At 69.2% G+C, this 24,474-nt stretch carries 23 protein-coding genes; 3 read left to right on the top strand and 20 right to left on the bottom strand.

The window, feature by feature from the left end; translation table 11 throughout:
* From atpD to prmC, 11 genes are all read right to left on the bottom strand, one after another.
* Window positions 1-1,449, bottom strand: coding sequence for a F0F1 ATP synthase subunit beta (atpD, locus tag ABD212_RS03180; protein WP_344091110.1), 1,449 nt, complete (start codon window positions 1,447-1,449; stop codon window positions 1-3).
* A gap of 26 nt (window positions 1,450-1,475) precedes the next feature.
* Window positions 1,476-2,372 carry a F0F1 ATP synthase subunit gamma gene (locus ABD212_RS03175; RefSeq protein WP_344091107.1) on the bottom strand — a complete coding sequence of 299 codons (897 nt, stop codon included), beginning with the start codon at window positions 2,370-2,372 and terminating at the stop codon, window positions 1,476-1,478.
* A gap of 19 nt (window positions 2,373-2,391) precedes the next feature.
* Window positions 2,392-4,032 (bottom strand): F0F1 ATP synthase subunit alpha, encoded by a 1,641-nt coding sequence (atpA, locus tag ABD212_RS03170; RefSeq protein ID WP_344091106.1) that lies wholly within the window; start codon window positions 4,030-4,032, stop codon window positions 2,392-2,394.
* A 63-nt stretch (window positions 4,033-4,095) separates the two neighbouring features.
* Window positions 4,096-4,887 (bottom strand): F0F1 ATP synthase subunit delta, encoded by a 792-nt coding sequence (locus tag ABD212_RS03165; RefSeq protein ID WP_344091105.1) that lies wholly within the window; start codon window positions 4,885-4,887, stop codon window positions 4,096-4,098.
* The gene (locus ABD212_RS03160) at window positions 4,887-5,435 is read right to left on the bottom strand and encodes a F0F1 ATP synthase subunit B (protein ID WP_344091103.1); all 549 of its coding nucleotides are present in this window, start codon (window positions 5,433-5,435) and stop codon (window positions 4,887-4,889) included. Before ABD212_RS03160 ends, ABD212_RS03165 begins: the two co-directional genes overlap by 1 nt.
* A 27-nt stretch (window positions 5,436-5,462) precedes the next feature.
* Window positions 5,463-5,684: an ATP synthase F0 subunit C gene (gene atpE / locus ABD212_RS03155; protein ID WP_179437659.1), complete on the bottom strand. Its 222-nt coding sequence runs from the start codon at window positions 5,682-5,684 to the stop codon at window positions 5,463-5,465.
* A gap of 49 nt (window positions 5,685-5,733) precedes the next feature.
* Window positions 5,734-6,540: a F0F1 ATP synthase subunit A gene (gene atpB, locus ABD212_RS03150; protein ID WP_344091101.1), complete on the bottom strand. Its 807-nt coding sequence runs from the start codon at window positions 6,538-6,540 to the stop codon at window positions 5,734-5,736.
* Window positions 6,541-6,700: 160 nt separating this feature from the next.
* Window positions 6,701-7,180 carry a Cg1360 family ATP-synthase-associated protein gene (locus ABD212_RS03145; RefSeq protein ID WP_344091099.1) on the bottom strand — a complete coding sequence of 160 codons (480 nt, stop codon included), beginning with the start codon at window positions 7,178-7,180 and terminating at the stop codon, window positions 6,701-6,703.
* Entirely contained in the window at window positions 7,158-8,348 is a 1,191-nt protein-coding gene (locus tag ABD212_RS03140) for an MraY family glycosyltransferase (protein WP_344091097.1), read from the bottom strand. Before ABD212_RS03140 ends, ABD212_RS03145 begins: the two co-directional genes overlap by 23 nt.
* The gene (locus ABD212_RS03135; protein ID WP_344091094.1) at window positions 8,345-9,031 is read right to left on the bottom strand and encodes an L-threonylcarbamoyladenylate synthase; all 687 of its coding nucleotides are present in this window, start codon (window positions 9,029-9,031) and stop codon (window positions 8,345-8,347) included. The genes ABD212_RS03140 and ABD212_RS03135 overlap by 4 nt, the downstream gene beginning before the upstream one ends.
* A 124-nt stretch (window positions 9,032-9,155) precedes the next feature.
* A complete protein-coding gene (gene prmC, locus ABD212_RS03130; RefSeq protein ID WP_344091092.1) occupies window positions 9,156-10,034 on the bottom strand; it encodes a peptide chain release factor N(5)-glutamine methyltransferase in 879 nt (292 codons plus the stop codon).
* Window positions 10,035-10,193: 159 nt separating this feature from the next.
* On the opposite strand from prmC, the gene cysK (ABD212_RS03125) reads away from it, so the two are divergent.
* Genes cysK (ABD212_RS03125) through epsC form a run of 3 tightly spaced genes read left to right on the top strand, consistent with a single transcriptional unit; the run spans window position 10,194 to window position 12,698 of the window.
* The gene (cysK, locus tag ABD212_RS03125) at window positions 10,194-11,132 is read left to right on the top strand and encodes a cysteine synthase A (protein ID WP_344091090.1); all 939 of its coding nucleotides are present in this window, start codon (window positions 10,194-10,196) and stop codon (window positions 11,130-11,132) included.
* A gap of 31 nt (window positions 11,133-11,163) precedes the next feature.
* Window positions 11,164-12,117: a cysteine synthase A gene (cysK, locus tag ABD212_RS03120; protein ID WP_344092401.1), complete on the top strand. Its 954-nt coding sequence runs from the start codon at window positions 11,164-11,166 to the stop codon at window positions 12,115-12,117.
* Complete coding sequence (gene epsC / locus ABD212_RS03115; protein WP_344091087.1) at window positions 12,114-12,698, top strand: serine O-acetyltransferase EpsC; 585 nt, start codon at window positions 12,114-12,116, stop codon at window positions 12,696-12,698. The genes cysK (ABD212_RS03120) and epsC overlap by 4 nt, the downstream gene beginning before the upstream one ends.
* Before the next feature lie 179 nt (window positions 12,699-12,877).
* Here epsC and ABD212_RS03110 read toward each other — a convergent pair whose 3' ends face one another.
* The 9 genes from ABD212_RS03110 to argS all read right to left on the bottom strand — a co-directional run bounded on the left by ABD212_RS03110 (window position 12,878) and on the right by argS (window position 24,470).
* On the bottom strand, window positions 12,878-13,279 hold the full coding sequence (locus ABD212_RS03110; RefSeq protein WP_344091085.1) for a hypothetical protein: 402 nt from the start codon (window positions 13,277-13,279) through the stop codon (window positions 12,878-12,880).
* A gap of 49 nt (window positions 13,280-13,328) precedes the next feature.
* On the bottom strand, window positions 13,329-14,408 hold the full coding sequence (gene prfA, locus ABD212_RS03105) for a peptide chain release factor 1 (protein WP_344092399.1): 1,080 nt from the start codon (window positions 14,406-14,408) through the stop codon (window positions 13,329-13,331).
* Window positions 14,409-14,440: 32 nt separating this feature from the next.
* A complete protein-coding gene (gene rho, locus ABD212_RS03100) occupies window positions 14,441-16,684 on the bottom strand; it encodes a transcription termination factor Rho (protein ID WP_344091083.1) in 2,244 nt (747 codons plus the stop codon).
* A 168-nt stretch (window positions 16,685-16,852) separates the two neighbouring features.
* Entirely contained in the window at window positions 16,853-17,785 is a 933-nt protein-coding gene (gene thrB, locus ABD212_RS03095; protein WP_344092397.1) for a homoserine kinase, read from the bottom strand.
* Window positions 17,786-17,799: 14 nt separating this feature from the next.
* Complete coding sequence (gene thrC / locus ABD212_RS03090; RefSeq protein WP_344091081.1) at window positions 17,800-18,888, bottom strand: threonine synthase; 1,089 nt, start codon at window positions 18,886-18,888, stop codon at window positions 17,800-17,802.
* Between the two features lies 1 nt (window position 18,889).
* Window positions 18,890-20,230: a homoserine dehydrogenase gene (locus tag ABD212_RS03085; RefSeq protein ID WP_344091079.1), complete on the bottom strand. Its 1,341-nt coding sequence runs from the start codon at window positions 20,228-20,230 to the stop codon at window positions 18,890-18,892.
* A complete protein-coding gene (lysA, locus tag ABD212_RS03080; RefSeq protein WP_344091076.1) occupies window positions 20,227-21,780 on the bottom strand; it encodes a diaminopimelate decarboxylase in 1,554 nt (517 codons plus the stop codon). Before lysA ends, ABD212_RS03085 begins: the two co-directional genes overlap by 4 nt.
* A 185-nt stretch (window positions 21,781-21,965) precedes the next feature.
* The gene (locus ABD212_RS03075; RefSeq protein ID WP_344091074.1) at window positions 21,966-22,796 is read right to left on the bottom strand and encodes an LmeA family phospholipid-binding protein; all 831 of its coding nucleotides are present in this window, start codon (window positions 22,794-22,796) and stop codon (window positions 21,966-21,968) included.
* A gap of 6 nt (window positions 22,797-22,802) precedes the next feature.
* On the bottom strand, window positions 22,803-24,470 hold the full coding sequence (argS, locus tag ABD212_RS03070; RefSeq protein ID WP_344091072.1) for an arginine--tRNA ligase: 1,668 nt from the start codon (window positions 24,468-24,470) through the stop codon (window positions 22,803-22,805).
* Window positions 24,471-24,474 lie beyond the last annotated feature (4 nt).

Raw genomic sequence — 24,474 nt, 5'->3', positions numbered from 1 at the left:
TCAGCCGTTCTCCTTCTGAATGCGTGCCCAGTTCGCCTCGACGTCGGAGATGCCGCCGACGTTGAAGAACGCCTGCTCGGCCACGTGGTCGAAGTCGCCCTTGACGATCGCGTCGAACGACTCGATGGTCTCCTTGATCGGAACGGTCGAACCCTCGACACCGGTGAACTTCTTGGCCATGTAGGTGTTCTGCGAGAGGAACTGCTGGATGCGACGTGCACGCGACACGACGACCTTGTCCTCTTCCGAGAGCTCGTCGACACCGAGGATCGCGATGATCTCCTGCAGCTCCTTGTTCTTCTGCAGGATCTGCTTCACCGCCGTCGCCACGCGGTAGTGGTCGGCGCCGATGTAGCGCGGGTCGAGGATGCGGCTCGTCGAGGTCAGCGGGTCGACGGCCGGGTAGAGGCCCTTCGACGCGATCTCACGGGAGAGCTCCGTGGTGGCGTCGAGGTGGGCGAACGTGGTCGCTGGCGCCGGGTCGGTGTAGTCGTCGGCGGGCACGTAGATGGCCTGCAGCGACGTGATCGAGTGGCCGCGCGTCGAGGTGATGCGCTCCTGGAGCACACCCATCTCGTCGGCGAGGTTCGGCTGGTAGCCCACCGCGGAGGGCATGCGGCCGAGCAGCGTCGAGACCTCGGAGCCCGCCTGCGTGAAGCGGAAGATGTTGTCGATGAACAGCAGCACGTCCTGACCCTGGACGTCGCGGAAGTACTCGGCCATGGTGAGCGCCGAGAGGGCGACGCGCAGGCGCGTCCCGGGCGGCTCGTCCATCTGGCCGAACACCAGGGCGGTCTTGTCGAAGACGCCGGCCTCTTCCATCTCGTGGATGAGGTCGTTGCCCTCGCGGGTGCGCTCGCCGACGCCGGCGAACACCGACACGCCTCCGTGGTCCTGCGCGACGCGCTGGATCATCTCCTGGATGAGGACGGTCTTGCCGACGCCCGCGCCGCCGAACAGGCCGATCTTGCCGCCCAGCACGTACGGAGTGAGAAGGTCGATGACTTTGATGCCGGTCTCGAACATCTGCGTCTTCGACTCGAGCTGGTCGAAGTTGGGGGCCTTGCGGTGGATCGGCCAGCGTTCGGTGATCTCGATCTTCTCCCCCGGCTCGGCGTTGAGCACCTCGCCGATGACATTGAAGACCTTGCCCTTGGTGACATCGCCGACGGGCACCGTGATCTGCTCGCCGGTGTCGCGCACCTCCTGGCCGCGGACGAGGCCGTCCGTGGGCTTCAGGGCGATCGCGCGCACCAGGTCGTCGCCGAGGTGCTGTGCGACCTCGAGGGTGATCTCGTTCGACTCGTCGCCGATCGTGATCGTCGTCTTGAGCGCGTTGTAGATGTCGGGAAGCGAGTCGTGCGGGAACTCGATGTCGACGACCGGACCGGTGACGCGCGCGACGCGCCCGATGACCGTGGTCTGTTCGGCGGTAGCGGTGGGGGTCATTGTCTTCTTCTCTTTTCGGAGGGTTTCTACTTCGTCGAGGACAGGGCGTCGGCGCCGCCGACGATCTCGGCGATCTGCTGGGTGATCTCGGCCTGGCGCGCGTTGTTGCGCAGGCGGGTGTAATCGGTGATGAGCTTGTCGGCGTTGTCGCTCGCCGACTTCATCGCCTTCTGCGTCGCGGCGTGCTTCGCGGCCGAGGACTGCAGCAGGGCGTTGAAGATGCGGCTCTGGATGTAGACGGGCAGGAGCGCGTCCAGGACGGTGGCGGCATCCGGCTCGAACTCGTACAGCGGGAAGACCTGGGCGTTCTCGTCGGCCTCGTTCGCCTCGACGACCTGCAGCGGAAGCAGCCGCACCGTCTCGGGCGTCTGCGTCATCATGCTCACGAAGCGGTTGTAGACCAGGTGGATCTCATCGACGCCACCGCGCTCGGAACCGCGCTCGAAGACATCCAGCAGGGTCTCCGAGATCCGCTCCGCGAACCGGAAGCCCGGCGTGTCGGTGTCACCGGTCCACTCCGCCTCGCTCTGGATGCGACGGAACTGGAAGAACGCGACAGACTTGCGACCCACGAGGTAGTACTTGACGTCCTTGCCCTGCGACTGCAGCAGGGTGGCGAGCTCGAGACCCTCGCGCAGGATCTGCGAGTTGAACGCGCCCGCGAGTCCGCGGTCGGACGCGAAGATCACGATCGCGGACGTCTTCACGTCGCGAGCGGTCGTCAGCGGGTGATCCACGTTCGAATGCGTCGCGACCGCCGAGACGGCGCGCGTCACCGCGCGCGCGAACGGCGCCGAAGCGCGAACGCGCCCCATCGCCTTCTGAATGCGCGAAGCCGCGATGAGCTCCATCGCCTTGGTGATCTTCTTGGTCGTCTGAGCAGTGCTGATCTTCTGCTTGTAGACCCTCAGTTGTGCGCCCATGGTCCGTATCCGTCGCCCGTTACTTGCGGCGACCCTTGACGATCTGCTCCTGCCCGACGTCCTCGGCCTCGGCGGCCTTGAACTCCTCGTGGCCGGGGTTGGCGATCGTCTGACCGGCGCCGCCCTGGAACTCGAGCGTGAACGCGTCGACGACCTTGCCGAGCTCGGCGACGGTGTCGTCGTCGAGCACGTTGGTGTCGCGCAGGCGGTCGAGGATCGTCGTGTTTCGGCGCACGTGGTCGAGCAGGTCGCGCTCGAAGCGGAGCACGTCCTCGACCTCGATGCTGTCGAGCTTGCCGTTGGTGCCGGTCCAGATCGAGACGACCTGCTCCTCGACAGGGTACGGCGAGTACTGCGGCTGCTTGAGAAGCTCGGTCAGGCGGGCGCCGCGGGCGAGCTGGCGACGGGATGCGGCATCCAGATCGCTCGCGAACATCGCGAACGCCTCGAGCGAGCGGTACTGGGCGAGCTCGAGCTTGAGCGTGCCGGAGACCTTCTTGATGGACTTGACCTGGGCGTCACCGCCGACGCGCGACACCGAGATGCCCACGTCGACCGCGGGGCGCTGGTTCGCGTTGAACAGGTCGGACTGCAGGAAGATCTGGCCGTCCGTGATCGAGATCACGTTGGTCGGGATGTACGCCGAGACGTCGTTCGCCTTGGTCTCGATGATCGGGAGACCGGTCATCGAACCTGCGCCGAGCTCGTCCGAGAGCTTCGCGCAGCGCTCGAGGAGGCGCGAGTGCAGGTAGAAGACGTCACCGGGGTATGCCTCGCGGCCCGGCGGGCGGCGCAGCAGCAGCGAGACGGCACGGTAGGCCTCGGCCTGCTTGGTGAGGTCGTCGAAGATGATCAGGACGTGCTTGCCGTCGTACATCCAGTGCTGGCCGATGGCCGAGCCGGTGTACGGGGCGAGGTATTTGAAGCCGGCGGGGTCGGATGCCGGAGCCGCGACGATCGTCGTGTACTCCATAGCGCCGGCGTCCTCGAGCGCGCCCTTCACGGAGGCGATCGTCGAGCCCTTCTGACCGATGGCGACGTAGATGCAGCGGACCTGCTTCTCGACGTCGCCGGACTCCCAGTTGGCCTTCTGGTTGATGATCGTGTCGATCGCGATCGCGGTCTTTCCGGTCTGGCGGTCGCCGATGATCAGCTGACGCTGGCCGCGGCCCACCGGGATCATCGCGTCGATCGCCTTGATACCGGTCTGCATGGGCTCGTGCACGCTCTTGCGCTGCATGACGCCCGGCGCCTGCAGCTCGAGCGCGCGGCGGCCATCGGTCGCGACCGGGCCGAGTCCGTCGATCGGGTTTCCGAGCGGGTCGACGACCCGGCCGAGGTACCCGTCGCCGACGGCGACCGAGAGGACTTCACCGGTGCGGGTCACTTCCTGGCCGGCCTCGATGCCCGAGAACTCGCCGAGGACGACGACTCCCACCTCATGTTCGTCGAGGTTCAGCGCGAGGCCTTGCGTGCCGTCGGCGAACTTCACGAGCTCGTTGGCCATGACGCCCGGCAGGCCCTCGAGGTGCGCGATGCCGTCTGCCGCGTCGACGACGGTGCCGACCTCGGTCGCAGCGGCGCCCGCGGGCTCGTATGCGGCGACGAAGTCCTTGAGAGCGTCGCGGATGACGTCGGGACTGATCGTTAGTTCTGCCATTGTGTTCCTTCGTTCAAGGGGCCGGAGCCCCGAAGCTTCCGCGGAGGGCGGGAAATCTCGTGTCTAGCCGGCAAGCCGCTGGCGCAGCTCGGTGAGCCTGGCCGCGACGCTCGCGTCGATGACGTCGTCGGCGATCTGCACGCGCAGTCCCCCGACGACGGAGGGGTCGATGACCGCGTTCAGGCCGATCTGCTTGCCGTAGCGCTTCGACAGGACCGCGCTCAGGCGCTCGGACTGCGCCGCGCTGAGCGGCGTGGCCGTGTGGACGGTCGCGACGATGCTGCCGCGCTGGTCGGCGACGATGTCCATCGCGTGCGAGAGCAATGGGCGGACGCGGCGATCGCGGGGCTGCTGCACGAGCGACGACACGATGAGGGTCGTCGCGGCGCTCGCGTGGCCGTCGAGCAGCGCGTCGGTCAGCGCGCCCTTGGCCGATTCGTCTCCGAGGCGGCTGCCGAGCGCCAGTTCGAGCTCGGGGTTGTCGGCGATGAGGCGCACCACGCCGAACAGCTCGCCGTCGACATCCACCGAGGGGGCCGAGATCGCGGCGGCGCGCACGGCAAGCTCCTCGAGGCCGTCGATGAGCTGAGGGGCGCTTGACCAGCGCTGCTCGACCGCGGTGGTGAGCAGGTCGACGGTCGTCTTGCCGAATGCCGCGCCGAACACGTCGGCGATGACGCGGGATCGGGCGGCGGCAGCCGCAGCAGGATCGGCGAGCGCACCGCTCAGCTGCGGCGAGTCGCCGACGATCCGCGCCGCGGCGAAGAGCTCGCGGGCGGTATCGAGGTCGACACCCGACGCGGCCTCGAGCGCCGCCGTCGACGTCGCGAGGGCCTGAGTGGTTGCGCTGCCCACTAGCTCGTCGCCTTCTCGGAGGCCTCGAGCTCGGCGAGGAACCGATCCACGACAGCCTGCGCCTTGGCGTCCTCGGTGAGGGTCTCCCCGATCACGCCGCCGGCGAGGTCGAGGGCGAGGCTGCCGACATCCGAGCGCAGCGACGTGAGGGCCGACAGGCGCTCCATCTCGATCTGCGCGTGGGCGTTCGAGGTGATGCGCGCGGCCTCGGCCGCAGCCTGGTCACGCAGCTCGGCGACGATGGCGGTGCCGTCGGCGCGTGCCTGCTCGCGGATGCGGCCGGCCTCGGCTCGTGCGTCGGCGAGCTGTGCGGTGTACTTCTCGAGCGCGGCCTGGGCCTCGGCCTGGGCTGCTTCAGCGGCTTCGATCCTGCCTTCGATCGCGTCACGCCGGGCGTCGAGCGCCTTGTTCATGGAAGGAAGGACCTTCCACCAGAAGAACGCCAGCACGATGATGAACGCGAGCGTGCCCCACACCAGGTCGGGCAGTGTCGGGATCAGCGGGTTGACGGACTCCGCCGCTGCGATCGTGACCGTCGAGGTCAGCATTCAGACTCCTTGGATGTCCGAGCCGGATTACGGCGCGGGGAACGGGATGAAGGCGACGGCGATGGCGATGAAGCAGAGTGCCTCGGTCAGCGCGATACCAAGGAACATCAGGCTGCTGAGCCGACCCTGGAGCTCGGGCTGACGGGCGACCGACTCGATGGTCTTGCCGACGATGATGCCCACGCCGATACCGGAGCCGATGACCGCGAGGCCGAAGGCGAGAGGAGCGAGTTGTCCGACGATGTTCACGGGGGTGGTTCCTTTCGAAAGGGGTTTGGGATGGCGGCCGGCGAGCGGATCAGTGCTCTTCAGCGACCGCGAGCTGGATGTAGATGGCTGACAGGATTGCGAAGACGTATGCCTGCAGGGCGGCGACGAACAGTTCGAGCACCGTGAAGGCGACGCCGAAGGCGAACGATCCGATGCCGAGCAGACCGATGAGGTTGCCGTCGGCGAGGACCGTGAAGAAGAAGAACTGCGTCGCGGCGAAGCACAGCACGAGCAGCATGTGCCCGGCGATCATGTTCATCGTGAGTCGGAGCGTCAGCGTGATCGGCCGCAGGATAAACGTCGAGAAGAACTCCAGCGGCACCAGCAGGAAGTACAGCGGCCAGGGCACGCCCGGGAGGAAGAGCGAATCCTTCCAGAACTTCCCGCCCTTCTCCCGCACGCCGGCGTACATGAACATGATCCAGGAGACGATCGCCAGGACGATCGGCAGGCCTATCCGGGCAGTGCCCGCGAGCTGAAGGCCCGGGATGACGCCGGTGAGGTTCATCGACAGGATCAGGAAGAACATCGTCATGAGAATGGGCTCGTAGCGACGGCCCCGCTTCTCACCGAGCGTGTCGAAGATGATGCTCTGGCGCACGAAGCCGAAGATGAACTCGAGCGCGGCCTGGCCACGACCGGGCACGAGCTTCATGTTCCGCGTGCCGAGCCAGAACACCACGAGGATGATCACGACCACGAGGATGCGGATCAGCATCACGCGATCCAGCGCGAACGGCGTGCCTTCGAAGAGCACGATCGGCGGGAAGAACTCGTCGATGGAGGGACCGTGGAAGCCGCCACCGCCATCGCTCGCGGCGGCGTTGGCGATCATGGATGCGACGTGGGTTAGCAGTGGAGGCTCCGGCTTCGGGGCACCGGAAGAATCCGGTGCGACGATTGGTCATGAGCGTCATCCGGTCGGGCATGCCGCCACACGGGCGATTCGCGCACGAACTCGGCGACTTTCCAACCCTATCAACTAATCGCCTTCGTCACGAACCCCCGGGACCACCCTCCGAGGGATCCACCGACGTCGGCAGATCGACCTCGCCGACGTACGGAACACGCGCCCGCGCCATCACGACCAGGTCGACGACGAGGGACGCGATGACGCTCGCCAGCACGCTGAAGAAGAACACGAACGGCTCGATCCACGGCTGTCCGCGCAGCAGGAGCAGTGCGACGATGAAGACGACGAGCTTGACGACCCAGCCGCCCAGCACGATCGCGAAGAACGTCGGGATCTGCGCCGGCCCGGGGGGCAGGCGACCCGCGATCAGGATGATGAGCGCCGTCATCCCGAGGAAGAGCCCCGCCAGCAGGACGCCGACGAGGGCGCTCGCAAGCCCCGTGAGGCCGGCGACGAGGTAGCCGATGACACCCCCCACGAGGGCGAGGATGCCGGTGATCACCGCACCCCACACGAGCGTCATGCGGAGGATGACGGAACTAGACGACGGCGCGGAGGTCATTCGACGGTCTCTCTGGTGTGCTGACGGATTGCGGCTGCGGCAAGGACCGTCGAGAGGGCAGGAACGTCACCGCGAGGCACGCGGCGACCCCTACCACGCCGAACACGACGCCGATCAGGTAGTCGCCTGGCCATTGGTACTGCGTTCCGATGTACATGAGCAGGAACGACAGGCTCACGATCGCGGTCCAGGAGTAGAAGACGAGCACGGCGTCGCGATCGGTGTGGCCCATGTCCAGCATCCGATGGTGCAGGTGCTTGCGATCGGGAGAGAACGGCGACTTGCCGGCCCTCATGCGGCGGATGACGGCGAGGCCGAAATCGAGCAGCGGCAGCAGCACGACGACGATCGGCAGCAGGATCGGGATGAACGCTCCGAGCAGCTGCGAGCGGCCGAATTCGTCGTTGTCGCCCACGATGGCCGGATCCAGGATGCCGGTGATCGAGATCGCCGAGGTGGCCATGAGAAGGCCCAGCATGAGGGCGCCGGCGTCTCCCATGAACAGCTTCGCCGGACTCCAGTTGAGCGGGAGGAAGCCGATGCACGCCCCGATCAGAACTGCCGCGATGAATGAGGCCAGGTTGAAGTACGAGCTCGCCCCGGTGTCCCGTACGAGCATGTACGAGTAGGCGAAGAACACGCCGTTCGCGATGAGGCACACGCCTGCGACGAGACCGTCGAGCCCGTCGATGAAGTTGACCGCGTTCATGACGATGACGATGGAGAACACCGTGAGTGTGAAGCTCACCCAGCTGGAGTTGACCCACAGGCCGCCGATCGGCAGCGAATAGATCTGCAGCTGACCGAACCACGCGATGATCCCCGCGGCGAGGAACTGGGCGCCGAGCTTGATCATCCAGTCGAGGTCCCACACGTCGTCGGCGACGCCGACCAGGACGATCAGCAGCGTCGCACCGAGGATCGCCCAGACCGAGACCGGATCCGCCCAGAAGATGGCGAAATACGGGTTCTGCGAAGATACGAGGAAGGCCGCGGTCACGCCGAGGAACATCGCGATCCCGCCGAGCCGGGGCGTCGGCGTCTTGTGGACGTCGCGGTCTCGGATGCCGGGATAGAGCCTGTACTTGAGACTCAGCCGCCAGACTCCCCACGCCAGCGCGTAGGTGATGGTGGCGGTGAAGATGATCGTGAAGATGTACTGCTTCACCGGGTGTCCGCGTCCTGAGGATCGGGCTCGAGCAGGTCGCCGAGCACCTCACGGAGCCGGCCGCGGTCGACGGCGCCCTCGCGCAGCACGCGGATGACGGCATCCGTCCCGCCGACGAGGCTCGTCGCATCGATGATCGTCGAGGCGACGCCGGTGGCGGACGGGCCGGCGTCCAGGTAGACCGCGACACTGTCGCCGAGCATCGCCTGGGCGTCGTCGGCGGCGATCGCCGCCGCTTTGCCGGTGAGGTTCGCGCTCGACACCGCAAGCGGGCCCGTCTCCTCCAGAAGCTCGAGAGCGATGTGGTGGGCGGGCATGCGCACCGCGACGGTGCCGTGGGTATCGCCCAGGTCCCAGGTGAGCGACGGCTGCGACGGCAGGACGATGGTGAGTCCGCCGGGCCAGAACGTCTCGACCAGGCGCTCCACGGGCGTGGGCACCTCGGCGACGAGCGCACGCAGCGTCGTCAGCCCGGCGACGAGCACGGGCGGCGGAGACTGTCGCCCCCGGCCTTTCGCTGCCAGCAGCCGCGCGACGGCGCGCGGGTCGAACGCGTCGGCAGCGACGCCGTACACCGTGTCAGTGGGCAGGACGACCAGCTCGCCCTTGCCGATGGCCTGGCGCGCCTGTCGCATGCCTGCGAGCAGCTGTGCCTCGTCGCGGCAGTCGAAGATCGGGGACATGTCCTGCCCAGTCTACGTGCGCGTCGACAGCCTGCCCTCAGGGGCGTGCCCCGCGAGGGTGGGGTTCGCGGCGGAGCCCCATCAGGGGCGTGCGCCAGCGAGCTAGGGGTTCGGGCGGAGCCCATCAGGGACGGAGGGCCGTCGTGGCGCGGTCGCGCATGGTCAGATCCGGGTGGGTCGCGACCGCCCGCCAGCCGTCGGCGGAGAGGATCGACCGGATGGCGTCGCCCTGCCACTCGCCGTGCTCGATGACGATCGTGCCGCCCGGATGCGCCAGGCGGAGGCCGACGCGGCTCAGCACCCGCACGACGTCCAGCCCGTCCTCGCCGCCGTACAGCGCGACCGGCGGGTCGAACAGCCGCACCTCCGGATTGCGCGGTATCGCGGCATCCGGGACGTACGGCGGATTCGAGACGACCACGGACACCATGCCGTCCAGCTCGGGGAACGCATGCTCCAGATCGACGAAGGCCAGCGTCGCGTTGGGCGCGCCGGTGTGCGCGAAGTTCTCCTTCGTCCAGATGAACGCCGCGACCGAGTTCTCGGCGGCGAAGACGTTCGCGTGCGGCACCTCGGTCGCGAGGGCGAGCGCGATCGCTCCGCTGCCGGTGCCGAGATCCACGGCGACGGGAGAGGGGGATGCCTCAGCCCGCAGCACGTCGATCGCCAGCTGTGCCACGATCTCGGTCTCGGGTCTCGGCACGAACACGCCGGGCCCGACTCGCAGCTCGAGGTGACGGAACGGCGCGACGCCGGTGATGTGCTGCAACGGCTCGCGGGTTGCACGGCGGGCGACGAGCGATTCGACGGCCTCGGCGACGGCAGGGTCGAGGGTGTCGCCCCGCACGATCGCCGCCTGCACTCCCCCGCGGCCGGTGCCCAGCACGTGGGCCGCCAGCAGCTCCGCGTCGACCTGTGGATCAGGCACGCCGGCGCGCGCGAGGCTGCCGGCGGCGCGGCGGAGCACGTCGGCGAGCAGGGGCGGGGAGTCGGGCGGAGCCATGAGCGGCAACCAGCCTAATCGGCCTGCGGATGTCGCATCGCGACGGTCATCGCCGGCGTTCGAGGCGCTGATCCGGCGGCTGTCATAGAAGGACTCACGCGCCGGGGTCCCCAATAGGCTGTAGACCGCATCGACGACGACTCGCGAAAGGCCCGCACCATGCCCGGCATCCATCCCGACATCACCTCTGCCTTCGGCGACACTCCCCTGGTCCGCCTGAACCGCGTCGCGGAAGGCGTGGAGGGCAACGTGCTCGCGAAGCTCGAGTTCTACAACCCCGCGGCGAGCGTCAAGGACCGCCTCGGGATCGCGATCGTGGATGCCGCCGAGGCGTCGGGCCAGCTTCAGCCCGGCGGCACCATCGTGGAGGCCACCAGCGGCAACACCGGCATCGCCCTCGCGATGGTCGGCGCAGCGCGCGGCTACCGCGTCGTGCTCGCGATGCCGTCCTCGATGTCGATCGAACGCCGGCTGCTGCTGAAGGCGTACGGCGCCGAACTCGTGCTGACCGATCCCGCAGGCGGGATGAAGGGCGCGGTCGCCAAGGCGGAGGAGCTGGTGGCCGGCATCCCCGGCGCCGTGCTCGCGAAGCAGTTCGAGAACGAGGCGAATCCGCGCATCCACCGTGAGACCACCGCCGAGGAGATCCTGCGCGACACCGAGGGAGAGATCGACTACTTCGTGGCCGGCATCGGCACGGGTGGCACCATCACGGGCGTCGGTCAGGTGCTCAAGGAGCGCGTGCCGGACGCCAAGGTCATCGGGGTCGAGCCGGCCGATTCGCCGCTGCTGACCAAGGGCACGCCCGGTCCGCACAAGATCCAGGGCATCGGGCCGAACTTCATCCCCGCCATCCTCGACCAGAGCGTCATCGACGAGGTGATCGACGTCGAGTTCCCCGACGCCATCTCCACCGCGCGCGAGGTCGGCACCAAGGACGGCATCCTGGTCGGCATCTCTTCGGGAGCCGCGATCTGGGCGGCGCTGCAAGTGGCCGCCCGCCCCGAGGCCGCGGGCAAGAACATCATCGTGATCGTGCCGTCGTATGGCGAACGCTACCTTTCGACCGCCCTGTACGAGGATCTGCGTGAGGATTGAACCACCGCTGACCTCGATCGAAAGGCGATCCGTGCCCGGGATCCACTCCGACATCACCTCCGCTTACGGCAACACGCCCCTGGTGAGGCTCAACGCGCTCACCGAGGGGCTCGGGGGCGAGATCGTCGCCAAGCTCGAGTTCTACAACCCCGGCTCGAGCGTCAAGGATCGCCTCGGTGTGGCCCTTGTGGACGCCGCCGAGGCATCCGGCGAGCTGCGGCCCGGCGGCACGATCGTCGAGTCGACGAGCGGCAACACCGGGATCGCGCTCGCCCTCATCGGCGCAGCGCGCGGCTACCGGGTCATCCTGACGATGCCGGCTTCGATGTCGAAGGAGCGGCGCACGCTGCTGAAGGCCTACGGCGCGGAGCTCGTGCTCACCGACCCGTACAAGGGCATGACCGAGGCTGTCGCGACGGCCGAGCGCATCGCGGCGGAGACGCCCGGAGCGGTGCTGGCACGCCAGTTCGAGCATCCCGCCAACCCCGAGATCCACCGTCGCACGACGGCGGAGGAGATCTGGCGCGACACCGAGGGGTCCGTCGACTGGTTCGTCGCCGGCTCGGGCACGGGCGGCACCATCACGGGCGTCGGGCAGGTGCTCAAGCAGCGCAACCCCGACGTCAAGGTCGTCGCGGTGGAGCCCAAGGATTCGCCCATGCTGACCGAGGGTCGCGCCGGCGGGCACCGCATCCAGGGCATCGGACCGAACTTCATCCCCGAGGTGCTCGACCGCTCGATCATCGACGAGGTCTTCGACGTCGAGTTCGATGACGCCATCCGCGTGGCGCGCGAGCTGGCGACGCGCGAGGGCATCCTCGCCGGGATGTCGGCAGGGGCCGCCGTCTGGGCGGCGCTGCAGATCGCGGCGCGGCCCGAGGCCGCCGGCAAGCGGATCGTCGTGATCATCCCGGATGCCGGTGAACGCTACCTGTCGACGGCGCTCTACGAGCACCTTCGCGAGCCGGAGGAGGCCAAGGCATGACAGACGAGCGGATCGGCGCGGTCGCGCGCATCAAGGAAGACCTCGCAGCGGCCAAGCTGCGTGACCCGGCGGCGCGCAGCTCTGTCGAGATCGCCCTGCTCTACCCCGGACTCCACGCGATCTGGGCGCACCGCCTGTGGCACGCCCTCTGGGTGCGGGACTTGCGGTTCGTGGCCCGGGCGGGATCCCAGGTCACGCGGTGGCTCACCGGCATCGAGATCCACCCCGGCGCCACGATCGGCCGGCGCTTCTTCATCGACCACGGCATGGGCGTCGTCATCGGCGAGACGGCCGAGGTCGGCGACGACGTGATGCTCTACCACGGCGTCACCCTCGGCGGTCGTCAGCGCGAAGGCGGGAAGCGGCATCCGACCCTCGAGGACGGCGTTGCGGTCGGTGCGGGCGCCAAGATCCTCGGTCCGATCACGATCGGCTCGCACTCGGTCGTCGGCGCGAATGCCGTGGTGACCCGAGACGCGCCGGCCGACAGCGTTCTCGTCGGTGTGCCTGCGAAGCCCCGCGCTCGAAAGTTGAGCGAGGACACCCGGGCGATCCTGATGGCGCCCGAGTACATCATCTGAGTCCCGCCACCCCGCGGTCGTTGAGCGAGCGAAGCGAGATGGAACGCCCCGAACCACCTCGAGACGTTCGGCGCGTTTCGTCTCGTCGCTGCGCTCCTCGCTCAACGACCCGAACCCCCCGCCTCACCCTCGTCGGTGCGCTCCTCGCTCAACGGCCGCGGCGGGATGGGACGCCCGCGCTACGGGTCGCGCCGGTCGCTGACCTTCTTCTTCAGGAACAGAGGCGGCAGCAGCCAGGTCGCGAGCGCGGTGACGAGCCAGACGACGAGCGTGCCGATGATCCAGGCGACGGGACCGTCGATGCCGATCCCGGCGGCCGGGATCAGCACCGCTACGAGCAGCGCGACGAAGGTCGACAGGAGGCCGATTCCGCCGAGGAACGCCTGCGCATGCCGTCGGGTGATCTTGAGCAGCCATGGGGCGAGGATGCTCTGCAGCACCGCGAAGATCACGACGGCGAGCACGATGCCCCACCAGTCGTCCCAGTGCAGCGAGAACCCGGGCAGGACGAGGTCGGCCGCGACGAGTCCGAGGAAGGCCGACACGAGGAAGATCGCGGCGCGGATCAGGAAGGTGATCACGCGGTCAGGCTAGTGCCTCGCCGGCCACACGCCGCGCACGCCTCGGGGTTCAGGCGGTGTCCCCGAGCGCGGCGAGGCGTGCTTCTTCGTCGGCCTGGATCGCCGACTCGATGATCGGCTCGAGCGCCCCGTCCATCACCTGGTCGAGGTTGTACGCCTTGTAGCCGGTGCGGTGGTCGGCGATGCGGTTCTCGGGGAAGTTGTACGTGCGGATGCGCTCGGACCGGTCCATCCCGCGGATCTGCGACTTACGGGCGTCGGAGGCCATGGCATCCCGTTCCTCCTGCTGCTTCGCAAGCAGGCGAGCGCGCAGCACGCGCATGCCCGCCTCGCGGTTCTGCAGCTGCGACTTCTCGTTCTGCATCGACACGACGATTCCCGTCGGCACGTGCGTGATGCGAACCGCGGAGTCGGTCGTGTTCACGGACTGGCCGCCCGGACCCGACGACCGGAACACGTCGATCTTCAGATCGTTGGGGTTGATGTCGATCTCGTCGGGCTCGTCGACCTCGGGGAACACCAGCACCCCGGTGGTCGACGTGTGGATGCGTCCCTGCGACTCGGTCGCCGGCACGCGCTGCACGCGGTGAACGCCGCCCTCGTATTTGAGATGTGCCCAGACGCCCAGAGCGGGATCGGTCGAGGAGCCCTTGATCGCGACCTGGACGTCCTTGTAGCCGCCGAGGTCGGACTCCGTTCGCTCCAGCAGCTCGGTCTTCCACCCCTTGGAGGCGGCGTACTGCAGGTACATGCGCAGGAGATCCGCCGCGAACAGCGCGCTCTCGGCGCCGCCCTCGCCGCCCTTGATCTCCATGATCACGTCGCGCGCGTCATCCGGATCGCGCGGGATCAGCAGCCGCCGCAGCTTCTCCTGCGCGTCGGCGAGCTTCGCCTCGAGCTGCGGAACCTCTTCGGCGAACGCCGCGTCGTCGCGGGCGAGCTCGCGCGCCGCCTCGAGATCGGCGGATGCCGCGAGCCACGCGTCGTTCGCCGCGACGATCTTCGACAGCTCCGCGTAGCGACGGTTGACCCTCTTGGCACGCCCAGCGTCGGCGTGCACGGCCGGGTCGGAGAGCTCGACCTGGACGGCCTTGTGCTCTTCGATCAGCGCGCGCACGGAATCGAACATCGCGGGTTCGGACACGTGCTTCTCCGTGGACGTCAGCGGATGCTGTTGTCGTGCGAGTGGCTGTGACCGCCGCCGGTCGGCGTGGGGATCGACTTCTGCATCTGCACGAGGAACTCGACGTTGGACTGCGTCTCCTTCAGCTTGCCGAGCACGACCTCGAGGGCCTGTTGCGGGTCGAGACCCGCGAGCGCGCGACGCAGCTTCCACGTGATCTTGACCTCGTCGGCCGAGAGCAGCATCTCCTCGCGGCGGGTGCTCGACGCGTTGACGTCGACCGCCGGGAAGATGCGCTTGTCTGCCAGCTGGCGGCTGAGGCGCAGTTCGCTGTTGCCGGTGCCCTTGAACTCCTCGAAGATCACGTCATCCATCTTGGAACCGGTCTCGACGAGGGCCGTCGCGAGGATCGTGAGCGACCCGCCGTTCTCGATGTTGCGCGCGGCGCCGAAGAAGCGCTTGGGCGGGTAGAGCGCGGATGCATCCACGCCACCGGTCAGCACACGGCCCGAGGTCGGCGCGGAGATGTTGTAGGCGCGGCCGAGGCGCGTGATCGAGTCGAGGAGGACCACCACGTCGCGGCCGAGCTCGACGAGGCGCTTGGCGCGCTCGATGGCGAGTTCGGCGACGGTGGTGTGGTCCTCGGCAGGGCGGTCGAACGTCGAGGCGATGACCTCGCCGCGAACCGTCCGCTGCATGTCGGTGACCTCTTCCGGACGCTCGTCGACCAGCACCACCATGAGGTGGACCTCGGGGTTGTTGGTCGCGATGGCGTTGGCGATCTGCTGCAGCACGATCGTCTTGCCGGCCTTCGGCGGCGCGACGATCAGGCCGCGCTGTCCCTTGCCGATGGGTGCGACGAGGTCGATGATGCGCTGCGTCAGCTTCTCAGGCGCGGTCTCGAGGCGCAGGCGCTCCTGCGGGTAGAGCGGCGTGAGCTTGCCGAACTCGACACGGGTCGCCGCGTCATCCACCGAGAGGCCGTTGATCGAGTCGACCTTCACGAGCGCGTTGTACTTCTGCCGGCTCGACTGCTCGCCCTCGCGGGGTTGCTTGATCGCGCCGACGACGGCGTCGCCCTTGCGCAGGTTGTACTTCTTGACCTGACCGAGTGAGACGTAGACGTCGCTGGTGCCCGGAAGGTAGCCGGAGGTGCGGACGAATGCGTAGTTGTCGAGCACGTCCAGGATGCCGGCGATCGGGATCAGGACGTCGTCCTCGCCGATCTCGGTCTCGAACTCGTCGCCGGGCTGGCCGCGGCGCTTGTTGCGCTGGCGGCTCCGGGCGCTGCCGGGGGTGCCGTCGTCATCCGCGTCGAGCGAAGGCGCGTTCTGGCCGTTCTGCGCGTTCTGGCCACCCTGCGCGTTCTGGTTGCTCTGACCGGCAGGCGCGTTCTGGCCGCCCTGAGCGTTCTGGGCCGGCTGGGCGCCCTGCGCGCGGTTGCGGTTGCGGTTCCTGCTGCGGCTGCGGCTGCGGCTCGGGGCGCCCTCATCGGTCGCGGACTCCGCGGCCTGGTCGTCGCCCTCGGCGGACTCGCCCTCGGCGGACTCGTTCTGGTCGCCCTCGGCGGGCGGCTCGGCGTCGGCGGCTGCCTCGGCCTCGGCCTCGGCCTCGATGGAGGCTTCGGCCTCGCTCGGCGCCTCGGCGCCCGCCTCTGCGCCGGGCTCGGCCTCTGCGGCGGGCTCGGCCTGTGCGCCACCCTCGGGGGCTGCTGCGGACGCGTCGGAGACCGGCGCGACGGCGACGGCCCCTTCGACGGATGCCTCGAGCACATCGCTGCTCTTGGCACGGCGCGGGGCGCGCTTCCGAGGCGCGCGGGCCGCGGGTGCGGACTCGGCGGCCGCCTCGGGAGCCTCAGCGGCGATCAGAGGCTCGGCAACGCCGTCGGCCTCGGCATCCGCGTCCTGCGGCTCGGCCGGGGCTCCCGCGCCCTGAGGCTGGGTGTCCTGTGGCTCGTCTTGCGCCTCGGCGACACCATCGGCCTCGGCATCCTGCGCCTCGGCCGGGGCTCCGGCGTCCTGCGCTCCAGGGTCCTGGGGCTCGGCAGCGCCCTCGGCCTCGGCATTCTGCGCCTCGGCCGTCGGCTCGGCGCCTTCAACGTCCTCGGACGGGGTGTTCTCACCAGTCTGCGAGGCCTCGTCGTCAGGCGACTCGGCCGGGGTTTCGGGGGCTGCGGTGTCTGCCGCGGCCTCGGTGGCGGTGTCGACGGCATCTGCGTTCTCGGGCGCGTCAGCGCGCTCGTCGGCGGGTGCGTCGGTGTGGATCTCGGAGATGGACTCCACGAGTTCTCCCTTGTGAAACGAATGGATATGTACGAACACGGATGGCCTGCATGGCAGGCATCGCCCGACCCTTCGGCTAGCTCGGGTGCCCTCGGCAGCGAAGCTGTCAGCGGGCAGGGGGGTCGTGCGGTGGTTTCGCAGATTTGCGACGGAGGCCAGATTCACGTACTACGTGGAACCCTCCGCGTACTCCCTCACTGTACCACCCTTGAAGTCGACGGCGAGCATGAGCGCCTCCCACAGGGTGTCCCCGACGGCCTCGGCGAGAGCCGCCGCCTCGAGCCGGCGGCCGGGTCCGTCGGCGAGCACCAGCACGCTCGGACCGGCCCCCGAGACCACCGCGGCGAATCCCTGCTCGCGCAGCGCCCGCACGAGGCGATCGGTCTCGGGCATGGCCTGCGCGCGGTAGTTCTGGTGGAGCTTGTCCTCGGTCGCGGCGAGAAGCAGCTCGGGGCTCTGCATGAGGGCCGCGATCAGCAGGGCCGACCGCGACACGTTGAACACGGCGTCTTCGCGCGGCACCTGAAGCGGCTGAAGGCTGCGTGCGACGCTCGTGGACATCGTGAACTCCGGCACGAACACGACAGGTGAGACCCCGCGGTGCACGAGCAGCTTCTTGTGCTGCGGGCCGTGCTCGTCCACCCATGCGATCGTGAGACCGCCGAAGAGGGCGGGCGCGACGTTGTCGGGGTGGCCTTCGAGTTCGGTCGCGAGCCGGAGGAGCGTTTCCGCGCCGAACTCGACGTCGCCCTCCAGCAGACCTTTCGCCGCGAGCAGCCCGGAGACGACGGCCGCGCCGGACGAGCCGAGGCCGCGGCCGTGCGGGATGACATTGCGCGCCTCGAGCCGGATCCCCGGCATCCGTCGCCCCATCGCCTCGAAAGCGTAGGCGATCGAGCGGACGACGAGATTCGACGCGTCACGGGGCACGTCGCCCGCGCCCTCGCCCGATACCAGCACCTCGAGCTCACCCTCGGCCAGCGCCGTCACCGTGAGCTCGTCGTACACGCTCAGGGCGAGGCCGAGCGTGTCGAACCCGGGCCCGAGGTTGGCGCTCGTCGCGGGGACGCGCACCGCGACGCGGCGCCCTTCGAGGGCCACGGCGGGGGCTGTGCTCACGCGGTCGCCGCCACCGGGGCGAGGCCGAGGACCGATGCCACGTCGGATGTCGTCGCGTCGACCACCGTCGGCTCGACCTGCGAGCCGTCGGCGTTGCGGAGGGCCCACTGCGGATCCTTCAGGCCATGGCCCGTCACCGTCAGCACCACGCGCGAGCCCGCGGGGATGACGCCCGCCTCGACGCGATCAAGCAGGCCCGCAACGCTGATGGCCGAGGCAGGCTCGACGAAGATGCCGACCTCGCCGGCGAGGAGCTTCTGCGCGGCGAGGATCCGCTGGTCGTCGATCGCGCCGAAGAATCCGTCGGTGGCTTCGCGCGCCTCGAGGGCGAGCTCCCACGAGGCGGGGTTGCCGATGCGGATGGCGCTCGCGATCGTCTCGGGATGCTTGACGACCTCGCCGGTCACAAGGGGCGCCGAGCCCGCGGCCTGGAAGCCGAACATGCGCGGCACCCGCGTCGAGACGCCGCGGTCGACCTCTTCCCGGTATCCGCGCGAGTAGGCGGTGTAGTTGCCGGCGTTCCCGACGGGCAGCAGGTGGAAGTCCGGCGCGTCGCCGAGGGTCTCGACGACTTCGTAGGCGGCGGTCTTCTGCCCGTCGATCCGGTCGGGGTTGACGGAGTTGACGAGGTGGACGGGGTAGTGATCCGCGAGCTCGCGGGCGATCTCGAGGCAGTCGTCGAAGTTGCCGCGGATCTGGATGAGCTCGCCGTTGTGCGCAACGGCCTGACTGAGCTTGCCCATCGCGATCTTGCCCTCGGGCACGAGGACGGCGGCCTTGATGCCGGCGTGCGCGGCGTATGCGGCCGCCGAAGCCGATGTGTTGCCCGTCGAGGCGCAGATCACGGCCTTCGCTCCGCGCTCGATCGCTCGCGAGACGGCGACGGTCATACCGCGGTCCTTGAACGAGCCGGTCGGATTCATGCCCTCGAACTTCACCCACACGTCGACGCCCGTGCGACGCGAGAGCGCCGGCGCGGGAAGGAGGGGAGTGCCGCCCTCGCCGAGGGTGACGACGGTCGAGGCGTCCGTGACGCCCAGACGGTCGGCGTATTCGCGGAGGACTCCGCGCCAGACATGTGCCATTTCAGTCTCCTTCCACACGCAGCACCGACACGACCCGCTCGACGACGCCGCTCGCGGCCAGATCGTCGACGGTGTCGCTGAGGTCCTGCTCGAGGGCTTTGTGAGTGCCGATGACGAGCCGGGCGACGCCCGTGCCCCGCTCGTCGTCGTGGTCCAGATCGCGCTCGACCGTCTGCTCCACCGTCGCGATCGACACGCGGCCGTGGCTCAGGATGCCGGCCACGGTCGCGAGAACGCCTGGCTGGTCGTCGACCTCGAGGGTGATCTGGTAGCGGGTGGTGACCCGCCCGATCGGCACGATCGGCAGGTTCGCGCGCGTCGATTCGCCGACTCCGACGCCCCCCGCGATGTGCCGGCGCGCCGCCGAGACGACGTCGCCGAGCACAGCCGACGCGGTCTGCACGCCGCCGGCGCCCGCTCCGTAGAACATGAGGTTGCCCGCCGCCTCGGCCTGCACGAACACCGCGTTGTTGGCGCCGTGCACGCTTGCGAGCGGGTGGTCGCGTTCGATGAGCGCCGGGTAGACCCGCACCGAGATCGCCTCTCCCGAGCCGGAAGCCCCGGGAACGTCGGTGAGCCGCTCGCAGACGGCCAGCAGCTTGATGACGTAGCCGGCGTGGCGCGCGGCATCCATCGTCGCCTTGTCGATGCCGGTGATGCCCTCGCGGTGGACCATCTCGAGCGGGACGGTCGTGTGGAAGGCCAGGCTCGCGAGGATCGCGGCCTTCTGCGCCGCGTCATAGCCCCCGACATCCGCTGTCGGATCCGCCTCGGCATACCCGAGTCGCTGAGCGTCGGCGAGCACGTCCGCGAGCTCGGCGCCCTCCTTGTCCATGCGGTCGAGGATGTAGTTGGTGGTGCCGTTCACGATGCCCATGATCCGCTGCACGCGATCGCCGGCGAGCGAGTCGCGCAGCGGGCGGATGATCGGGATGGCGCCTGCCGCAGCGGCCTCGTAGTACACCTGCGCGCCGACCTGATCGGCCGCGTCGAAGATCTCCGGGCCGTGGGTCGCGAGCAGCGCCTTGTTCGCCGTGACGACGTCGGCGCCGGAGTTGATCGCCTGCAGCAGATAGTCGCGGGCCGGCTCGATCCCGCCCATGAGCTCGATGACGATGTCGGCGCCTACGATGAGCGTCTCGGCATCCGTCGTGAACAGCTCGCGCGGCAGCTCCACATCGCGCTTGGCGTCCACGTCGCGGACGGCGATGCCGACGAGTTCGAGCGTGGCTCCGGCACGGTCGGCGAGCTCTTCGCCGTGCTTGCGCAGCAGCGAGGCGACCTGCGAGCCGACGGCTCCGGCTCCGAGGAGCGCGACGCGCAGGCGGCGGTAGTCGGTCACTTCGACTCTGCGTTTCGTCTCGCCTGCGGCTCGCTCAACGACCGCCGCTCGCTCGGTCCGGCGCCTTTCGTCTCCGCGTTTCGTCTCGCCTGCGGCTCGCTCGACGACCACCGCTCGCTCGGTGCAGGCATGTCGATCCCTTCGATCTCGGTCAGCTGAAGGCCCGCGTCGCGGCTGAGCAGATCCTCGATCGTCTCGCCGCGCACGATGACGCGCGCCTCTCCCCCGTGCACGGCGACGACCGGCGGCCGGGGGACGTAGTTGTAGTTGCTCGACAGCGAGAAGCAGTACGCACCTGTCGCCGGGACCGCCAGCAGGTCGCCCGGGGCGATGTCGGCCGGCAGGTACTCCGCATCGACGACGATGTCGCCGGACTCGCAGTGCTTTCCGACGACGCGTGCCAGCACCGACGGCGCGTCGCTGACGCGGGAGGCGATGCGGGCCGAGTACTGCGCGCCGTAGAGCGCAGGGCGGGCGTTGTCGCTCATGCCGCCGTCGACGCTCACGTACAGCCGGCTTGCGCCGTCGCCGAGCGCCACCGACTTCGTCGTGCCCACCTCGTACAGCGTGACGCCGGCCTGGCCGACGATCGCACGACCGGGTTCGAAGGCGAGGTTGGGCATCGGGATGCCGCGCACGGCGCATTCGCGGCCGACGGCATCCGCGATGCCGGCGGCGAGCTCCTCGATCGGCGTCGGATCGTCCGCGGCGGTGTAGGCGATGCCGAAGCCGCCGCCGAGGTTCAGCACCGGGATGGCGCCCCCTTCGAGAAGCGCCGCGTGCAGCTCGACGAGGCGGGCCGCGGACTCCTTGAAACCCGCGGTGCCGAAGATCTGCGAGCCGATGTGGCAATGCAGCCCCACGAACGACAGGCCGGCGATCTCACGGATGCGCGCCACTGCGGCGGGCGCGTCCTCGAGAGTGAAGCCGAACTTCTGGTCTTCGTGCGCGGTCGCGAGGAACTCGTGCGTCTCGGCATGGACGCCGCTGTTGACGCGCAGCAGCACGTTCTGCACGGCGTCGCGGCGCTGGACGATCGCCGCCAGGCGCTCGAGCTCGATGAGGCTGTCGATCACGATGGATCCGACACCGACCTCGACCGCTCGCTCGAGCTCGACCGTGCTCTTGTTGCTGCCATGAAAGCCGATCCGCGACGGATCGGCGCCCGCGGCGAGCGCGACCGCGAGTTCGCCGCCACTGCACACGTCGACTGCGAGTCCTTCTTCGGTCACCCAGCGGACGACCTCGGTGCTCAGGAACGCCTTGCCCGCGTAGTAGACGCGCGCCTGCACGCCGTGCAGGGCCGCAGCACCGCGGAAGGAGTCGAGAGCCCGGCGTGCGTGAGCGCGCACATCCTCCTCGTCGACCACGTACAGGGGGGTGCCGAACCGCTCTCGCAGGACGGTGGCGGGGATGCCGCCGACGCGGAGCACCCCGTCGTCGTCGCGATCCGCGCCGGAGGGCCAGACCGCGGGCGCGAGCCCGTTCCCATCATCCGGCCGGACCAGCCACGAGGGGGGCAGCGTGCGGGAGTGCGGGGCGGCGGGCAACGGGGGACCAATCAGTGGGAGCTTCGGCGCACGGCGTCCGGACAGGCCGATCTCGTCGGGTGATCTGAATACACGGGCTTCGCCTGCACTCGATCCGCCGGCTGCGGCCGGTGGACGCACGCGCCGGGCGGTCCTTGCAGTCTAGGGCACTCGGCATCCGGCCCCTGCGACCCGCGTCATCCGCGTCACGAAGCCGACTTGCAGGTGCCGTTCGCCTGGAGGGCGGGGTCGGAGACGATCCCGCCGTCGATGTCGAAGTCCGCGACGAGCGTGGCGCGCTGGACGGCGACATCGGTGAGGGTGATTCCCGACGGGATGTACTGGGCCACGCACACCGTCCAGTCCCGCAGGACGGCGTCCGAGAGCTGGCCGAACCTCTGACGCAGCTCGTCCGCCGAGATCGAGGCTCCCGCCAGCTGGAGCGTCGCCGGCGTGAGGAGGAGATCGCCCTGGACCGCGCTCGGGGTCAGCGCGACGGTCACCGGGAACCCGACGCCGAACAGCGAGATCTGTGTGGACATCGTCACGTTCGGCGCAGCAAGCCCGACGGAGCCCGCGGGGAAGCCGTCGACCGTGGCCATCAGCTCGCGGAGCTGCTGCTCGTCGAGGGTCACCCGCGCTGTGGCACCGGCCATATCGCCCCCGCGGATGGGGACATCGTGTGCGGTGACGACGACGTCGCCCGCGAACGACCCGATGGGGACGTCGTCGGATGCGATCGTCACCTCACCGAGGGTGCCGCCGATGAGCTGCGGGAGGATCGGGCCCGGCACGTCCACCCGCACGTCCTGGCCTGCAGGCAGCGCGAGCTGGGTGATGACCTGGTCGCGAATGGTCTTTACCACCAGGTTGCGGGCGATCGCCTCGCCGGCGAACCACGCCACGATCGCGAGGCCGACGACGATCACGATCGCGACGATCCACGGCCATGCCCGCCGCCGGCGCGGTGCCGGCGCGGTCGTAACGGCCCATGCGTCGGGGATGGGCTGGGTCGGCTGCGCATCGGCGGTCGTCATGGTGTCCTACATCCGCTCGGGGGCGTCGACGCCCAGAAGGCCCAGACCGTTCCGCAGCACCTGGCCGGTGGCATCGTTCAGCCAGCGACGCGTGTGGTGCACGGCCTCGACAGGCTCGTCGCCGAGCGGGATCACCCGGCGGTTGTCGTACCACCGGTGGTACAGCCCGGCGAGCTCCTCGAGGTACCGCGCCACGCGATGCGGCTCGCGCACCTCGGCGGCGAACGCGACGATCCGCGGGAACTCCTGCAGCGCACCGAGCAGGGCCGACTCCGTCTCGTGTGTGAGCAGTTCCGGTGCGAACTCCGAGCGGTCTACGCCGGATGCCACGGCATTGCGTGCGACGTTGTGCGTGCGGGCGTGCGCGTACTGCACGTAGAACACCGGGTTGTCGTTGGTGCGCTTGCGCAGCAGCTCGGGGTCGAGCGTCAGGGGCGAGTCGGCCGGATACCGCGCGAGGGAGTAGCGCAGAGCATCCGTCCCGAGCCATTCGCGCAGGTCGTCCATCTCGATGATGTTTCCCGCACGCTTGGACAGCCGGGCGCCGTTGATCGACACGAGCTGGCCGATCAGCACTTCGACGTCCTTGTCGGGATCGTCGCCGGCGGCGCCGGCCAGCGCCTTCAACCGGTGGACGTACCCGTGATGGTCGGCGCCGAGCAGGTAGATCTTGTGCCGGAACCCCCGGTCGCTCTTGCTCAGGTAGTACGCGGCATCCGCGGCGAAGTAGGTGTACACGCCGTTCGCGCGGCGGATGACGCGATCGCGGTCGTCGCCGAAGTCGGTCGTGCGCACCCATACGGCGCCCTCGTCATCGAAGACGTGGCCCTGCGCCCGCAGCCGGTCCACCGCCTCGTCGACGAGGCTCGGCCCGCCGTCAGGGGGCTCGGCGTGCAGCACCCGCTCCGAGAACCACACGTCGAACTGCACATGGAACTTCTCGAGCGACGCCTGCAGCTCGCCGAGCTGGAACTCGTAAGCGAGATCGCGCGCTACCGCGTGCTGCGCATCCTCGTCGAGGTCGAGGAGATCGGGCCGGGCCGCCAGCACCCGCCGCGCGAGCTCCTCGATATATGAGCCGGCATAGCCGTCCTCGGGGGTGGGCTGGCCCTTCGCCGCAGCGAGGACGGAACGGCCGAAGCGCTCCATCTGCGCACCGGCGTCGTTGATGTAGAACTCGCGGGCCACGGTGGCGCCGCTCGCCAGCAGCAGCCGCGCGATCGAGTCGCCGAGCGCCGCCCACCGGGTGTGTCCGATGTGCAGGGGTCCGGTGGGGTTCGCGCTGACGAATTCGACGTTGATCGAGTTGCCGCGCTGGCTCTCGTTCGTGCCGAAGGATGCCCCGGCATCGACGATCGTCTTGGCGAGCGAGCCGGCGGCCGCGGCATCCAATCGGATGTTGATGAAGCCGGGTCCCGCGACCTCGACGCTCGCGATGCCCGGCACCGTCTCGAGCCCGGCCGCGATCGCCGCGGCGAACTCTCGCGGGTTGGTGCCCACGACCTTCGCGAGCTTCAGCGCGGCATTGGACGCCCAGTCGCCGTGGTCGCGGTTCTTCGGGCGGTCGAGCGGCAGATCCGCCGCGGTCAGCCCCTCGCTCGCGCCCTCTCGTCGCGCCTCGGCGAGCGGGACGATGACGGCGAGCAGGGCGGCGGCGAGGTCTTCAGGGTTCATGACC

It is taken from the genome of Microbacterium deminutum (assembly GCF_039530205.1).
In the GTDB taxonomy this organism is placed as follows: Bacteria; Actinomycetota; Actinomycetes; order Actinomycetales; family Microbacteriaceae; genus Microbacterium; species Microbacterium deminutum.
This window is presented reverse-complemented; position numbering and strand designations above follow the sequence as displayed.